The 16,042-nt window shown below is 38.6% G+C and carries 10 protein-coding genes and 4 pseudogenes; 7 read left to right on the top strand and 7 right to left on the bottom strand.

Going from position 1 to position 16,042, the window contains the following annotated elements:
* From KFD70_RS26480 to KFD70_RS26490, 3 genes and pseudogenes are all read left to right on the top strand, one after another.
* Positions 1–275: pseudogene (locus KFD70_RS26480) on the top strand (IS200/IS605 family accessory protein TnpB-related protein); the annotation flags it as partial.
* Between the two features lie 542 nt (positions 276–817).
* Positions 818–2,152, top strand: a complete 1,335-nt coding sequence (locus KFD70_RS26485) for an FAD-dependent oxidoreductase (RefSeq protein ID WP_336452857.1) — start codon at positions 818–820, stop codon at positions 2,150–2,152.
* A gap of 151 nt (positions 2,153–2,303) precedes the next feature.
* Positions 2,304–2,450 (top strand): annotated as a pseudogene (locus KFD70_RS26490) (DUF3908 family protein); the annotation flags it as partial.
* On the opposite strand, the pseudogene KFD70_RS26495 reads toward KFD70_RS26490, so the two are convergent.
* The 7 genes and pseudogenes from KFD70_RS26495 to KFD70_RS26525 all read right to left on the bottom strand — a co-directional run.
* Positions 2,443–2,568 (bottom strand): annotated as a pseudogene (locus KFD70_RS26495) (SAM-dependent methyltransferase); the annotation flags it as partial. The pseudogenes KFD70_RS26490 and KFD70_RS26495 overlap by 8 nt on opposite strands.
* A 107-nt stretch (positions 2,569–2,675) precedes the next feature.
* Positions 2,676–4,244, bottom strand: a complete 1,569-nt coding sequence (locus KFD70_RS26500) for a SagB family peptide dehydrogenase (protein ID WP_431613476.1) — start codon at positions 4,242–4,244, stop codon at positions 2,676–2,678.
* Between the two features lie 24 nt (positions 4,245–4,268).
* Complete coding sequence (locus KFD70_RS26505; protein ID WP_431613477.1) at positions 4,269–6,218, bottom strand: TOMM precursor leader peptide-binding protein; 1,950 nt, start codon at positions 6,216–6,218, stop codon at positions 4,269–4,271.
* Complete coding sequence (locus KFD70_RS26510) at positions 6,218–8,152, bottom strand: putative thiazole-containing bacteriocin maturation protein (protein ID WP_336452854.1); 1,935 nt, start codon at positions 8,150–8,152, stop codon at positions 6,218–6,220. The genes KFD70_RS26505 and KFD70_RS26510 overlap by 1 nt, the downstream gene beginning before the upstream one ends.
* Positions 8,153–8,280: 128 nt before the next feature.
* Positions 8,281–8,604 (bottom strand): pentapeptide repeat-containing protein, encoded by a 324-nt coding sequence (locus tag KFD70_RS26515; RefSeq protein WP_431613478.1) that lies wholly within the window; start codon positions 8,602–8,604, stop codon positions 8,281–8,283.
* 508 nt (positions 8,605–9,112) lie between these two features.
* Positions 9,113–10,369: a 2-oxoglutarate dehydrogenase complex dihydrolipoyllysine-residue succinyltransferase gene (gene odhB / locus KFD70_RS26520; RefSeq protein ID WP_336452852.1), complete on the bottom strand. Its 1,257-nt coding sequence runs from the start codon at positions 10,367–10,369 to the stop codon at positions 9,113–9,115.
* A 151-nt stretch (positions 10,370–10,520) separates the two neighbouring features.
* Entirely contained in the window at positions 10,521–13,388 is a 2,868-nt protein-coding gene (locus KFD70_RS26525; RefSeq protein WP_336452851.1) for a 2-oxoglutarate dehydrogenase E1 component, read from the bottom strand.
* 1,008 nt (positions 13,389–14,396) lie between these two features.
* Here KFD70_RS26525 and KFD70_RS26530 point away from each other — a divergent pair.
* From KFD70_RS26530 to KFD70_RS26545, 4 genes and pseudogenes are all read left to right on the top strand, one after another.
* A complete protein-coding gene (locus KFD70_RS26530; RefSeq protein ID WP_336452850.1) occupies positions 14,397–14,603 on the top strand; it encodes a helix-turn-helix transcriptional regulator in 207 nt (68 codons plus the stop codon).
* 19 nt (positions 14,604–14,622) lie between these two features.
* A complete protein-coding gene (locus tag KFD70_RS26535) occupies positions 14,623–15,000 on the top strand; it encodes a permease (RefSeq protein ID WP_336452849.1) in 378 nt (125 codons plus the stop codon).
* A 41-nt stretch (positions 15,001–15,041) separates the two neighbouring features.
* On the top strand, positions 15,042–15,227 hold the full coding sequence (locus KFD70_RS26540) for a DUF3976 domain-containing protein (protein ID WP_336452848.1): 186 nt from the start codon (positions 15,042–15,044) through the stop codon (positions 15,225–15,227).
* A gap of 318 nt (positions 15,228–15,545) precedes the next feature.
* A pseudogene (locus tag KFD70_RS26545) lies at positions 15,546–16,042 on the top strand (3D domain-containing protein); the annotation flags it as partial.

A 16,042-nucleotide genomic window follows, 5' to 3' on the forward strand; every position in this document is an offset into this window, starting at 1 on the left:
AATTCGGGATTTCTATTCATCAATCCGCGGCCTTTATAATTGGTCGTCGTGGATTAGGATATAAAGAAAAAGTGCCTCGGGTTCTGAAATCTTATATTCCAAAGAAAGAAGCGCACCACTGGAGTCATTGGCATCAATTAAACAATCGATTGGATATTCACATACATCAGTTCTATCAGCTATACGATGTAGATCAGCCGACAGAAGTCTTACAAATCGAGCGGTTACACTTATTTGAAAATGAAAAGAAAAAACTAGCAAAACGATTTGCATGATAAAAAAGAACACTTTGTCCCAGATTTTTATGCCTATTACCAGAGCAGATAACAAGTCTAGGAACTGGATGCATGACAAAGTGTTCTAGCCTCGATATAAGAAAAAGTAGTTGTACCTATTTTGTTTGCCTTACGTCGGAAGATAGAATAGGTCGTCTTACATTACATACAGACACTACCGAACTCTATATCGTTGTATTCTCTTTGTTGAACGAGAGGAACTGTTTTTGTGAGTACAGAGACAGGAGAATCCCCCACCTCAAGCTCTTGTAGAGGTAGGTGGGGGTAGTTCAATCCTATGTTATATGAAATCAGAAGAAGAAAATGAGCGTAAGATTCTTTTTGTTTTCGAAGTCGAGATTAGCATGTTGGAAAACCAAAATGGATATATATGAAATGGTGTACGTTGTTATGTTTGGACGGAAGGGGATTCAGTTGTAAACAAAAGGAAGAAGGTATTATACTTTGTATATGATATTTATAGAGTATTTATGGGGAATTTGGAAAATGTAAACGATAGAGACTGTCAAAGGAGTGGTTTGGTGAACTATGTAATTATTGGCGGGGATGCAGCTGGCATGAGTGCTGCTATGCAAATTGTTAGAAACGATAAAGAAGCAAAAGTCGTTACGTTAGAAAAAGGTGAGATATATTCATATGCACAGTGTGGACTTCCATATGTGATTAGCGGCGTGATTCCTTCTACTGAAAAATTAATTGCCAGAGATGTGAAGACATTTCGTGATAAGTATGGAATTAATGCGAAAACAAATCATGAAGTAACAAAAATTGATATTGAAAATAAAACTGTACATGGTATACATACAAAGGAAAAAACAGAATTTCAATATAAATATGATCGCTTGTTAATTGCGACGGGAGTTAGACCTGTTATGCCGGATTGGGAAGGTAAGGATTTGAAAGGGATTCATCTTCTAAAAACAATTCCGGATGCTCATAAAATATTGGAGACACTGCAGCAACAAAATGTTGAGCAAGTAACAATTATCGGCGGCGGTGCAATTGGTCTTGAAATGGCTGAAACATTTGTGGAACTTGGGAAGCGTGTACGAATGATTGAAAGAAATGATCACATTGGAACAATTTATGATGCTGATATGGCAGCGTATATACATGAAGAAGCGGCGAAACATCATATTGAAATTTTAACAAATGAAAATGTAAAAGCATTTAAGGGAAATGAGAAAGTAGAATATATTGAAACAGATAAGGGAACGTATAAAACGGATCTTGTCTTAGTCTCAGTTGGCGTGCAACCAAATACGGAATTTTTGAATGGAACTGAAATCCGGACAAACAACAAAGGAGCAATAGAAGTAAATGCTTATATGCAAACGAGTGTGGAAGATATTTATGCAGCAGGAGACTGCGCAACCCATTACCATATCATAAAAGAAACGCATGATCATATTCCAATTGGTACAACTGCAAACAAACAAGGTCGTCTTGCGGGACTAAATATGATTGATAAACGAAGAGCTTTTAAAGGAACTCTCGGTACGGGTATTATTAAATTTATGGGACTTACATTAGCTAGAACAGGTTTAAATGAAAAAGAAGCGGGCGGATTAAAGCTCCCATATAAAACAGTAACGGTAGATTCAACAAGTATGGCTGGTTATTATCCAAGTGCCACACCACTTTATGTGAAATTGTTGTATCGAGCTGATACAAAACAATTACTTGGTGGACAAGTAATCGGAGAAGAAGGCGTGGATAAACGAATTGATGTCATTGCGATGGCCTTATTTCATAAAATGAGTATCCACGATTTAGAGGATGTCGATTTAAGCTATGCTCCGCCATACAACAGTGTTTGGGATCCGATTCAACAAGCAGCGAGGCGAGCAGAATAGCACTTCTTATAGGGGGTGCTATTTTTTATACTGAAAAATTTATGATATAATATTCACTCTTGAAAAATAGATGCCGCAAATATCGGAAGACAAATCTTATTATGATGTAAATACATATGAGCTAGTAATGAAAGACGCTGGAGGATAAGAAATGGCAATAAATATGAGAACAGTAGAAGAGTGGATTGCAGAGTCAAATGCAAGGTATGAAGAGGACTTTGGAGAAAGTGTCCAAGAAGTAAAGGAACTATGCGTTGCGATTGATAATGCTACTTTAATTTACCCGAAGCATGTATTTTTTGCAAAGCCCAATTTGTTAGTCTAGTATGTACTGTATTCATAATGCATAGCATCGATGATCCGATAGAACCTCTAGGGTTTTTAGCTTGTTCGATTAATTTTTGTAATACACTCAACTGTATTGCTCCTTATATATCAGTTTCCTAAATTTGTATATTCTCTTCAGACAGTTTACATCCCTTTAAAAAGATCCGCCCTTTGCTAGACGCAGAGGGCGGATCTTTTAGCTATGCAAATATCCTTTAAGCCAAGTGCGAGGTCGATAGAAACCAATCGGAATTTGAATGAGGGACGTTTTTTGCGTCCTATCAATTCCATACAGTTTGTCACATGAGTTTGCATCAAAACCTAAGAGTGGATGTCCACCCATATCCATAGCTGAGGCTGCTAAGACGAGCCTTTGTACGAGTATGCCAGCTTCCATTTGTTGAATCCGGTATCCCCTATAACCGAAATGGTTTTTTAAATAATCCTTATTTCCGATTACGTGTAAACAGAGTGGGACTTGAAAGAGGTTTACATTGTCCATTGTCATACCGGATTGTAAAGAATGGCGTAGGTCCCCAGATTGAATTTCTTCTAATGCATGAGCAGTGCTGTCATAGGAATATGCCCCATTTGCCAAACCTTCTACGTTATAAAAGCATCCGCAGAGTGAGACGCGTGCTTTAGGGTTGATATGTTCTCCGTCTAAATCATTTTGATAAGGAAAGGAAAGAGTTGCCTCTTGAAGTAAGGTAGCGAGCTGCGTTTCATTTATTTTTTTTAAGACAAAGTCTAGATCTGGTGAATAGCGTTTTTGACAAACGGATGCAAAATCGTACGATAATCGCTGCGCTTCTGGGAGCGTTAAAGTTTGCGTGTGATGTGAAGCAGCTGCGTCTTCTCGTACAGTTTGAAATTGATCGGTTGATTCTAGCATAGAAGCTCTGTTCATTTTGGTTATCATCGGATACTCTATCACATTTTGTGAGCGAATAAAGTAATCATGCTGCAGAAGAGGGAGTTCTTGAGATAGTTCATGAGATGAGATGTTTTTTTCTAATGTATCCTCATGGCAAAACCATTCTGCTGTAGGTTTACTAGATAACGGAATAACCGCGTATACACTTTCTTCTTGCTCAGATAATCCGAGTAAGTGATTCATGGCTCGATCAAGAAATTGAAAATATACACCAGACGTATAGCCGAATTGTTTCGTAACTTCTAGTAATTGACCGATGAGTACGCCGGTATCTAGACCTTGGAGCCGATAAGAAAAATTATTATATTTAAAGAAATTTTTCCAAAACATAGTTGATACGAAAGTAGTGCCGAAACAAGCAGATATATCACAGCGATTCCCGAGTGCCTGCGTCAAATAAGAGTCAAAATTTCCTTCCCGTAGCAAAATCAAACGATGATGGGCTACGTCGTAATGGTAGATGCCATATGGGATCGTTTCTATTCTCAAATATACATACAATTCATTTGGGTACAAAGCTCCTCCTGAAGGAATAAACCTTCGATATATATTCCTTGTTTTCTCTTGATCGAAATGGAAAGAGGGTTGGCAAATTTGGGTCAGACCGAATGTATACCAAAGAAAATGTCCTATTTTTTCTAGATTGGGTTCAGTAGGTACATTTTGATTTCGAAATGTTAGCGGCACCTCAAGAGAAAGAGGGATAATAGGTAAACCACGATATAGTTTATAAGGAAGCGGTGCATCTTCCCAGTTAACATTCTCATTTGTGGGCATAATTTCATCGATAGAAAAATGTAAATTGTGTAGAAATGCCTCTAATTCCATGAAATTTCCTCCTTACAAAGCGGATTACGGAAATGGATGGGGATGCGGATTTAGTTCTTCAAACGCTAGCGGATTAGCCATATAACCAAGTTCCATCGGTACGTTTCGTACTCTTTGTAGCCCTGATGTGCGAGTAAGATGGTGACCAAATGTCATTGGTAGCATGCCAGGAATGAAGACTTTTACACAATGTAAGCCGTTTTTTCGGATAGCAGGAGCCGTTTGATCAACAACGATTACTTCAAGTCCTAAGTGAGCAAATCTGTCTAGAAGGTGCTTGAGGTCTACAGTTAAGTCGGTATCATTAGATGGAAGGTGATTCATTTGGTCAAATGTTTGTAAAGGATGATCATTATTTAATAAAAATTGAAGACGCTCTTCTGCTTCTGGTAAACCGTATAACATACTATGATCTTCCATTTGTGTTACAAGATATGGATCATGTAAAAATTGTTCATATTTTTGCCGGTTTTCTTCAAATTTTTCATCCATTATAAGGAGCATACCAGCTAGCTCATGAATGGCATTTTTTACAGCTCGCACTGGTTCCATATGAGCTCCCCCAGCGCAGATAAGGTTCATTCCGGTCTGTTTTGTATTTTTAGCAATTGCCCACACACTCGGAATTCCATGTTCCATCGTTGCATCAAAAACATGTAAATCATAGCCTGTAATGGTGCGCATTCGTTCAATCATTAATTGTAATTCTGTATCGCACGCAGAAGCTAAATCAAGGCGAGAGAGTGGTAATTGTGCATACCAAGTTAGTAAAAAGGCATCGCGTTCTACTATTTCTAAAATCCCATGAAAAATCGCTTCTTCTAAACTTCCTCCAATGGCGCAGCCGTTAGAAGTTTCATAGACAAATCCGTCTTTATGCCCTAAGCTGTAATAGGCAACGGATTCTGGTATTAATACTGGGCGATTTTGTAATAAAGAATAGCCCCATACCCAATTTTGCGGATCATCAGGATGAAATGGCTTAAACGGGAAATTAGGCTGGTTATAATGTTCACTCGTATGTAAACCAAGTGTAACGGGATTAATCGCCTTGTCTTCTAACTCGTGATAACTCCCATGAATTTTTGTCCGTTTCCCGCGAGGAGCAATTCCGCAATATCGTTCCAATCCTTCTAAAATCGCTGTCGATTCGCTAATTGTATAAGAATGTGTTCGGCCTGCAACTCCTTCGTTTCCCATAAGTAAGGGCATATTTACAATGACGTCAGCGAATGGTAAACGGGAATTTTGCATTTTTCCGTTTAAAAGTCCGGTTCGATAGTCTAAATAATCTTGCGTTAAAAAAGTATTTAATTCATCTATGGAACGACAACGATAGGTGTCACTGCTCGTTTTGAAGCAAGGCTGTAGTGATAAATGAGCAGCTGATTCAGTATCATCAGGTAATGAGCTACACATCGGGCATAGAGGATCAGGGAGAAATGAATGGCGTGAACATTGAAATGTTTGCATGTTAAATAAAAGGAGCTCTTCTTGTAAAGTTGCATGATGCTTTGTTAATATTTTCTCTGTTTCTGCATAAATGAGGTGGCTCATTTGTAAAATGCCGTTTTGTGTTGCATATATATCCCGCTCTACACTGTCATCGCGTTCCGTTAAAAGTCTTCGCTGCAGTTCCCACATTTCTTTTCGATCATAACCAGCTACGAGTCGCCTTGCATCAGCGCAATGGGAGCACCCTGGTTGATTGGGCCTAATGTAAGGACCGATGATACCTTCGCCAAATGAAATAAAGCCCCTAAGCCAAGGGATATTAGCGGATCGAAATATTTCTTCCGCTTTATGGTGAATAGAAGGGGAGCAACCATCGTGTAATATGAGAGCAAGGTGAATATTTTCAGGAAGCGTTTCTTCAAGATTGTTTTGACGAATGACAGAATAGTGAACGGATAATTGTTGATCTACATAATCAGCGAGGAGACCTTTTCCTACAAGCAATATATTTGTATCCATCAGTTTTCCTCCTCTTTTATTAGCACGCCAACTACACTGCCCAAACCTTCTTGTAAAAAGGGTTCGATGGCTAAATCAAAAACGACGGGATAAAGATTATTTTCTTTTAAATTTAGTAAGGCTGCTTGTAAGGTTTCTAATTGAGGGACCTCTTCTTCGCTTTGTATTTCAACTCTAAATGAGTCTGTGTCCTGCACGAAAATAGCTGAATCTAATAATACATAGGAGTTAAGAGGGAGCTGTTGATTTTGCGCGTGCAGTAGTGCTTGCTGTAATGAGTTTCTTAACGCTAATGTTATATTTAAATCGGTACTACCATACCACTGATTGTGCATGCGGGTCCAAACAACAGGGAACCCTAACACTTCTTCACCAATTCCAATTTGGGGTGTTTCGTACATTGTTGAGAGTGCATTGAAATAAAATTGGCAGTGTGTGTCGTTGATTTCGGTTACTTGCAAGGGAGAAATTTCTTCTGTTTGGAGGAATTGTCGTTTCTGCAAGGTAGCTGTTAAATAGTGTTGTAATCCGCGATACACACCTTCTAGCATTGTTTCTCCAGCTCCAATTCCCATGCATTCGTCTTGTTCTCTACTGAATGAAGGGGGAATAAGGAAATCAACCATTTGTGATACATATGTCTCGATTCCGGTTAATCCTGCTTCTCGTCGTGCTTCATCATGGGTTAAACCTCCGCAAATGATATCACGTAGGAGCTCAGCTGGTCCTTCGGATAATGGATTGGCAACTTGAATACGGCATTGGGATAAAGGTAATTGTGTTAAATCCTGTTCTTCCCATGTGTGAAAGATTCCAGATTTATTTGAAGTTAACTGGTCGAAAAAGTGAAATAACTCATTGGAACGATTTTGATTAGAGTGTTGATCGAGTACTTCACCGAGATTGTGGATGATGTCTCTGTACAAGTTTTCAGTCGTGATAAGTGGATGTTGAATGAAAGAATGCCATTCGCCTTCTAGTGTTTCGGAATCTAGTAAAAAGAATTGGTTCTGTTGTTCTCGTTTGGTAACTCCTGTAACGTTTTTGAATAACTCAAAAACAGCGATGTTTGCTAACATAGCTCCGGCAATTGGCGAGAAAGGCTCTAGCGGACCATCTTTTTGCAGAACTGGCTCATGGATACGTCGCCAAGCTGATTCCCAGCATACGTTAGAATCTGAAGTAACGACAGGGCCCACTAATCCTACTTGTTGTAAAGAAAGAGCTGGAAGAAAGTTTTTCTTTTCTTCTCTACAAATCTCATGGAGCATTTTTAATTTTTCAATATTACCACTTTCAGATACATATAGAATCCAATCAAATGATTGGAAAATCTCTCGTAAAGGCCAATCTACCGTTGTATCTATTTTTTGAACAAGTACATTTTGATCGGCAGTATAGGCCTTTTGTACAAGCTCAACAAGTCGCGCATCATCTGTTGCTGCGGGATCCGTAATAAGGCAATGGAACTCTGGTAAGCCAGATTCAAGCAAGGAAGAAACTAATGAAGTAAAGAAAGATCCAGATCCAATTGCTAACACTTTAGCTTGTCGATACATTTGAAATTGCAGGGGCCCCAATTGGGAGGTGTTTTCTAGAAATTCGATTTGTGATGCATATCTCTCAAGTAATGCATTCTCTAATTGATGGGGAGCACCTTGGCTCACATCTCGAACAAAACCATTTTGGTGCAAGATCTCGCCAATTTCAAATACCCTATTTTGATAAGGAAGGGAGAGCCCATTTGTTAATTCTTCTAACGTGTGTTCTCCGTTAAACATAGGCATCAATTTTTCAATCCATTGGTAGATATCACTTCCTTGCATCCGGAATGAACTGGAGTTGTTTCTAAAATAAACACCTCCGTCTGGATCGGGAATGAAAAATGTATCTTTGTTCATCTTTAGCTTTGTGGAAGTCCGCAGATTACTCATTTTATTCCTCCTTATCAGTCAGTTCGTTTTAAGCGCACATTATCAGTGTATGTACTTTGATTTGTCCCTTATGATAAGTTAGAAAAGGTTGCCTCTACAGTGGATGTTGCAGAGGCAATCTTTTTTCTTTAAGTAACTATGCTGCTTAGTGGTTTTATCGGCCACCACCGCCGCAATTGTGTCCGCCGCAATTGTGTCCACCGCAATTGTGTCCACCACAGTGGTGTCCGTTCCAGCAGTGATGTCCACCGCAGTGGTGTCCATTCCAGCAGTGATGTCCGCCGCAGTGATGCCCGCCACAGTGATGCCCGCCACAGTGATGCCCGCCACAGTGATGCCCGCCGCAGTGATGCCCGCCGCAGTGATGCCCACCGCAGTTTTGCCCACCACAGTTTTGCCCACCACAGTTTTGTGGGCGCGTAATGTAATAGGACTGAGTTTGAGGGTCCCAAACAGTGACCTCACCTGTTTGAAAATCATTCAAGCCTAACGATTGAATTTCATTTTGGAAATGATACATGTTAAACCTCCTAGTCATAGATAGGGCTATTTAAAAGTGAAAAAGAGTGGGAGAAATTGTATTTTTCTGTGCGCTCTCCACATCAACCTATGAATTCCGCCCTGCGGATGTTACTGATTGTAATGCCTATTTAAGTACAGAAAGTGTTTTTCATTCATGAATAGAGGAAGCGTAGGAGCTGATTGATTATAACGGAAGTAGGAGAGAAGGGGGGAATATAGTTTTATTTTTATCCTGCTATTTTAGGGGGAGTAAGACTCCTACCTTAAAATTCAGCATAGGTGGGAGACGAGCTGCCCGTAAAAGCCCGATTGGTGAAGGGGAATAATCAGTGGGGATGAAGAAAAACCTCATTGATTCAAGTTTCACGTTATAAAAAAAGCTGTAGAAAGATCGAATGTATCGATTCTTTCTACAGCCTTGTATAGTTAGAAGGTTAATCAACCTTCTAATAATAATGATTTTGGATCTTCCAGCATTTCTTTAACAGCAACAAGGAAGCTAACTGCTTCTTTACCATCGACGATGCGGTGGTCGTAAGATAGAGCAATGTACATCATCGGACGGTTTTCCATACGTTCTGCATCGATTGCAACTGGTCTTACTTGAATTTTATGCATTCCAAGAATACCTACTTGTGGGCTGTTTAGGATTGGTGTTGACATAAGGGAGCCGAACACACCACCGTTTGTAATTGTAAATGTACCACCTTGTAGTTCTTTTAATGTAAGTTTGTTATCACGTGCTTTTTTACCTAGTTCACGAATTTCGCTTTCAATTTCAGCGAAGTTCAATTGGTTTGCATCGCGTACAACTGGAACAACTAAGCCATCTGGAGCGGCTACAGCGATTCCGATATCATAGAATTTTTTAATGATAAGCTCGTCACCTTGGATTTCAGCATTTAACAATGGGAATTGTTTTAATGCTGCAACAACTGCTTTTGTAAAGAATGACATAAAGCCAAGACGAACATCATGTTTTTTCTCAAATGCGTCTTTACGTTCTTTACGTAATTCCATGATTGCAGTCATATCAACTTCGTTAAATGTTGTTAACATTGCAGATGTTTGTTGAACTTCTACAAGACGTTTTGCAATTGTTTGACGGCGGCGGGACATTTTTACGCGTTCAACTGGTTTTTCAAATTCAGTCACTGCAGCTGGTTTTGGACTTGTTTTTTCTTGTTTAGGCTCAGCTTTTGGTGCAGCAGCATGCGCTTGTACATCGTGTGGTCTTACGCGGCCAAGTGGATCAGTGCTACGTACTTCATTTAAGTCAATGCCTAATTCACGTGCCATTTTTCTAGCAGCAGGTGATGCGATAGGACGGTCTGTATTTGGAAGACCTTGTAAAGCTGTTTTATTTGGCGTAGCACTTGGAGCCTCAGCTTTTGGTGCTTCAGTAACTTCTTGTTTAGGTTGTTCTGGTGCCGCTGGAGCAGGTGTACTGACTGCAGCGCCGTTTGCATCTAAAATTGCAATGATGTCACCAACTTCAACTGTATCCCCAGGCTCTCCTAATAGCTTCGATACAATACCTGAATCTTCCGCAATGATTTCTACATTGACTTTATCAGTCTCAAGCTCAACAACGCTGCCACCTTTCTCAACTTTGTCGCCTACGTTGATAAGCCATTGTGAGATAGTTCCTTCTGAAATAGATTCTGCAAGCTCAGGTACTTTAATTTCGATCATTTTAAATGTCCTCCCCTTATTTGCCTAACGGTGTGTTTTGTCTTCTTTTTTCTTCGGTAATCTCCATCTTTTCCAGCTTAATTGGGCAGAAATTCTCTACAACCTAGTAGTTAAGGAAATCTGCCCAAATGAGCTAGAGTAAAACGATTTTTTAGTTGCTATAAACTTCTATTTCTTGTTTGTCTTGACGGAAGTTATACTTTGTATCTAATGCATGAGCCACGATAAGTTCTTGTTCTGCTCGGTGCGCATGTGGATCGCCACCTGAAGGACTTGAACGGTCTGGGCGTCCAATATAACCTGTTTTTACTTTATCGCCAGCAAGTTCAAACAGAATTGGAGCCATGTAATGCCATGCGCCCATATTTCTTGGTTCTTCTTGTACCCAAATGATTTCTTCTAAGTTTTTAAAGCGTTTCATAATAGATTGAACTTTTTCAGCAGGGAATGGGTACAATTGCTCAATGCGAACAATATGAACTTCATCCAAATTGTACTCATGTTTACCAGATTCGATTTCTGCTGCTAAGTCAATTGCCATTTTACCAGTTGTTAAAACAAGGCGTTTTACTTTCGTTGGTTTCGTACCAAGGTTTTCTTGTTCTAAAGCAGGTTGGAAGCGTCCTTCACTTAGCTTGTCACCTGATGAAGCTGTAAGTGGGTGACGTAATAAGCTTTTTGGCGTCATAATAACTAATGGACGAACTGCTTCTGTACCAAGGATTGATGCTTGACGGCGCAAGATATGGAAGTATTGTGCCGCACTTGTTAAGTTTGCAACAGTCCAGTTGTTTTCAGCAGCTAGTTGCAAGAAACGTTCTGGACGTGCACTAGAGTGCTCTGGTCCTTGACCTTCATAACCATGAGGCAATAGAAGAACTAGACCTGATTTTTGACCCCATTTTGCTCTTCCTGCTGAAACATATTGATCAAATAATGCTTGTGCAGTATTTGAGAAGTCACCGTACTGCGCTTCCCACATAACAAGAGTTTCTGGAGCGAACACGTTATAACCGTACTCATAACCGACAACTGCAGCTTCAGATAACGGACTGTTATGAACTGAGAACGATGCATTGATATTTGGTAATCGGTGCAACGGTGAATATGTTTCGTTTGTTTCTGTATCATGTAATACGATATGACGGTGTGCGAACGTACCGCGCTGTGAATCTTGACCAGTTAAACGAATTGGCGTACCTTCTTGTAAAATAGAGGCGAATGCTAAAGATTCGGCAAGTGCCCATTCAATTTTACCGTTCTCTTCAAGAGCATCTTTGCGGCGCTCAAGAATCTTCTTCACTTTCGGATATACGTTAAAGCCTTCTGGCCAAGTTAAAAGTCCTTCGTTAATTGCGCGAAGTGTTTCAAGCGGAAGACCAGTATCAATCGGTTGAATACCTCTTGCAACTACGTCTGGAACTTTCACGTGTATAGCTGCTTCACTCGTATCAGCAGGTGGTACTTGTGCATACTCAGCTTTTAATTGTTCTTGCGTAAACTGTGTAATTGTTTCGACTTCTTCAGCATTTAAAACACCTGCAGCTTGTAGTTGCTCTGCATAGATTGCTCTAACAGTAGGGTGCTTTTTAATTTTCTTATAAACTTGTGGTTGCGTAACTGCTGGGTCATCCATTTCGTTATGTCCGTAACGACGGTAACCGATTAAATCGATTAAGAAGTCTTTTTTGAACAGCGTACGATATTGAATTGCCAGATTAGCAGCTGCAAGACAAGCTTCTGGATCGTCAGCATTTACATGGACGATTGGAATATCGAAACCTTTTGCAAGGTCACTTGAATATTTTGTAGAACGAGAATCATAGCTATCTGTTGTAAAGCCAACCGAGTTATTTGCAATAATGTGAATCGTTCCACCTGTTTGGTATGCATTCAGTCTGCTTAAGTTTAAAGTCTCAGATACGATACCTTGACCAGGGAATGCAGCGTCACCGTGAACTAAAATTACGAATGATTTCGAAGCATCTTGTTCAGGATAACCAGCTTTTTTACGATTTTCTTGAGCTGCACGTGCATAACCTTCAACAACTGGGTTAACAAACTCAAGGTGACTCGGGTTATTTGCTAATGTAACGCGTGTGCTAGCTTCTTCAGAGCCAACGACTTGTTCTCTACCTAAATGGTATTTCACATCGCCAGTCCAGCCAGCATTACTATTTACACCTTCTATTGTTGCATGTTTAAACTCAGCAAACATGTGACTATATGGTTTTTCTAATACATGAGCGAGTACGCTAAGACGGCCGCGGTGAGCCATACCGATCATAACGTCATTTACGCCGCCCTTAGCACCTTCTGAAATAATTTCATCCAGTACAGGTACAAGCATATCAACACCTTCTATAGAGAAACGTTTTTGACCTACAAACGTTTTATGCAAAAATTGCTCGAAACTTTCAACTGCTGTTAACCGTTTTAAAAGAGCAGTTCGTTTTTTATTTGGTAGTGGTTGACGCAATGAATTTGATTCCACCATTTGATGCAACCACGCACGTTCTTCACTATCTTGTATATGAGAAAATTCATAGGCTAAAGATTTTGTATAAACATCTTTTAATCTATTAATTACATCAAGAGCTGTGTGAATACCATTTGGTGCATCTGGCCATACTGTTTTTGCTGGAATCGCTTTCAAATCTTCATCGCTCAAGTCCTGCATTGCTGCATGAATAAGGGATTGTCCATCAGTAGGATCTTCCATCGGATTAATATGAGCGGATAGATGCCCGAATGAACGGATACTTTCTACAACTTGCACCACTTTAAGAATTTTTTCAATGTTTCCTGTACCTTGAGGAGAAAAATTTGTTTCTTTGTTGTCCCCTGTTACGACATCAGCTTGGAATGAAGGAGCTCCAAAAGTTTCAAAAAGCTCTTGTAATTCCGGATCAACAGAACCTTCATTAGTCACGTAACGATCATACTGTTCAATAACATAGCCAAGGTTCGGACCATGGAATTTGGCCCAAGGGTTTGTCGCTGTATTCTTCCTCGTCATTTGTTTAAACCTCCCAATGCATATATTCCTTTTTTCGTGTGAAAAGGATGCATTTCACTCTTTTCATAATTGATGAACCAGTAATGAATGTAAATGTTATCTTTACTCTTATGTTATTACAATAATTTACATAATACCAAACATTATTACTTATCCGTTTTGTAAAAAAACATTCACAATTACTTATCACCTAAGTTAATCTTTCATGTTATAAAGTAACTTTAGGGAAAAAATAGGTGATTTCATTTGATACATCCATCATTGGAAAAGATTATCCCGATGAAAGTCCAAGGGTAATTGTTAGAATTTTTCGTTAAAAACTCATTTGAATTATGTATATTAAAATAATAAGCGCTTTCAAGAATATTATACAACAATATAACAGAATATAGTATAAAAAATAAAAAATTATGAATTTATCGTAAACTTTATTTCGGTAGTGTTAAATATTGAAAGGAAAAAAGAAAAATTTGCTTATAAGTGATGATTATGATTTAAAAATGGCTTATAAATCGTTAGTTTTTGCAAATATAGCAGAAAACTGCTCAAAAACGATAGCTCATTTCATACAAATAGGAAGAAAATTTGTATATGTAAAAAAAATAACGTGCATATAGCTATATTAATTTTTTAAATTAGAGGAGGATTAATATAACGAAAACTTCCCACCTGAAAAAGTATAAAACCGTCCTTGTCAAGCGAGAGAGAATTTGTCCATGCCTAGAAGCGGTCAGAGCCTCTTTCTGCCTCATGCTAAGTGAAAATAAAGAGAACGGGGGACAGGAATAAGTAGGAAACCTAATATTTTGGTTATATTCATTTGTTATACGTTCCCACTTTGGTTATAAAAATAGTCATGATAAAGAGGACATTCCAGTAAATACGGAATCTAACTTTGGAGTAGAGTGCAAAAGATTTACTCATATAAACTGCATCTTATGTAAAGGATACTTGACGTAAAGTTTCCTTTACTTTTATACTATATGTAAGTAAGGAGGGATAAATTTCTTGGAAAATAAAATGGTAGAATACCGAAAGAAATTTGGATTCTCTCAAGAGAAGTTAGCTGAAAAGCTTGGCGTGTCTAGGCAAACGATTATTTCAATTGAAAAAGGAAAATACGATCCATCGCTTCCTTTAGCATTTGAAATTGCGAAAACATTCCAGACAACCATTGAGAATGTATTTCTTTATGAGGAGAAAGAACAGGGATGATAGAGAAGGGGGAATAGTAATGAATTATTCACAGAAGTACTTTTTGATTATTGGCATGTTCTTTTTAATCATGAGCGGATTCATGATGTTGGCAGGGGTTATGACACATTCTGCACCACCCACTCCGACTTATACATTAGTATCGATGATGATTATGTGCTTTTGCTTAAGTTATTTACATCCGCAATTTAAAGAAAAAGATGAACGAATGAAGTTGATTCGTCAAAAAGGAATGTTTTATTCTTTCTTTGCATTATTAATATATTTTATTGTTTTTTCAATTGGCTTACATTTAGAAATCATTATATTGACCGCTGGAGAACTACTTAATATTTTAGCTGCATTAACAATTAGTACAGTCTTTATTTCGTTTGTTGTTTTATCTAAAAGATGTTAAGTGGAAAATAATAAATAGGTCTTATATAGGAAGGAGAAAAAATGCAACTTCTTTATGCATTTGGTATCAGTATTATTTTAGTTCTATTCATGTATTTCTTCGTTCGTAAAGATATTACGAAAGATAATACGCTCACAAAGAGAGGTTTTTATAAACTAATTGGATGTTTAGCGGTGATGTTTATAGGAATTATTGTGATGATTGTTTTGGTGATTCAGAAATTCTAGAGATGGTGTAGGGCAGAATAGGCATTGACCTAGAGTTTTAAGGTTTGTAGAAAAGGATAGATGGACTTTCGCAAGCTCATCTATCCTTTTCTAATTTCTTGTAGGTGACTGAGATTATGCAGTTGCCTTTTTGTTTTTTTCAATTTAAATATAAAAATAAAATAAGTCTAGTATGCACTAAGTTTAAATCTGGATTTCATTCTATTTAAATTTCATTACAATTGTGTTACTACTCTTAAACTTACCTTGGAAATAGCTATACTTATACATAGTACATATGTTTAGTCAATGATAAAATTTAGGAAAAGGAAGGAATTTATGAGAAAACAAATTATAGCACTTACTTTAGCTGCGGCTCTAGGACTCGGTTTCCAACCGAATAGTAGTTTAGCAGAAACATCAAATACGATAACACAAGCGGCTCCTCAGCAAAATGGATGGAAATCACAAAATGGGAAATGGTTTTATTATCAAAATGGTAGTAAAAAAACAGGATGGATTTCAGTAAATAATCAATGGTACTATCTAGATGCAGCGGCCGGTGGAGCGATGAAGACGGGCTGGTTGAAATACGGAGGTAGTTGGTATTACTTAGATGGAGCAGCCGGCGGAGCAATGAAGACGGGCTGGTTAAAAACAGGAGGTAGTTGGTACTACTTAGATGGAGCAGCCGGCGGAGCAATGAAGACAGGCTGGTTAAAAACAGGAGGTAGTTGGTACTACTTAGATGGAGCAGCCGGCGGAGCAATGAAGACAGGCTGGTTAAAAACAGGAGGTAGTTGGTACTACTTAGATGGAGCAGCCGGCGGAGCAAT

The organism is Bacillus pfraonensis, from assembly GCF_050768835.1.
Taxonomy (GTDB): Bacteria; Bacillota; Bacilli; order Bacillales; family Bacillaceae_G; genus Bacillus_A; species Bacillus_A pfraonensis.

What these genes read in the sequence shown, in the direction of transcription:
- KFD70_RS26525 (WP_336452851.1), bottom strand. Translation starts at nt 13,388, where the DNA reads ATGACGAGGAAGAATACAGCGACAAACCCTTGGGCCAAATTCCATGGT.
- KFD70_RS26510 (WP_336452854.1), bottom strand. Translation starts at nt 8,152, where the DNA reads ATGAGTAATCTGCGGACTTCCACAAAGCTAAAGATGAACAAAGATACA.
- KFD70_RS26500 (WP_431613476.1), bottom strand. Translation starts at nt 4,244, where the DNA reads ATGGAATTAGAGGCATTTCTACACAATTTACATTTTTCTATCGATGAA.
- KFD70_RS26540 (WP_336452848.1), top strand. Translation starts at nt 15,042, where the DNA reads ATGCAACTTCTTTATGCATTTGGTATCAGTATTATTTTAGTTCTATTC.
- KFD70_RS26535 (WP_336452849.1), top strand. Translation starts at nt 14,623, where the DNA reads ATGAATTATTCACAGAAGTACTTTTTGATTATTGGCATGTTCTTTTTA.
- KFD70_RS26505 (WP_431613477.1), bottom strand. Translation starts at nt 6,218, where the DNA reads ATGGATACAAATATATTGCTTGTAGGAAAAGGTCTCCTCGCTGATTAT.
- odhB (WP_336452852.1), bottom strand. Translation starts at nt 10,369, where the DNA reads ATGATCGAAATTAAAGTACCTGAGCTTGCAGAATCTATTTCAGAAGGA.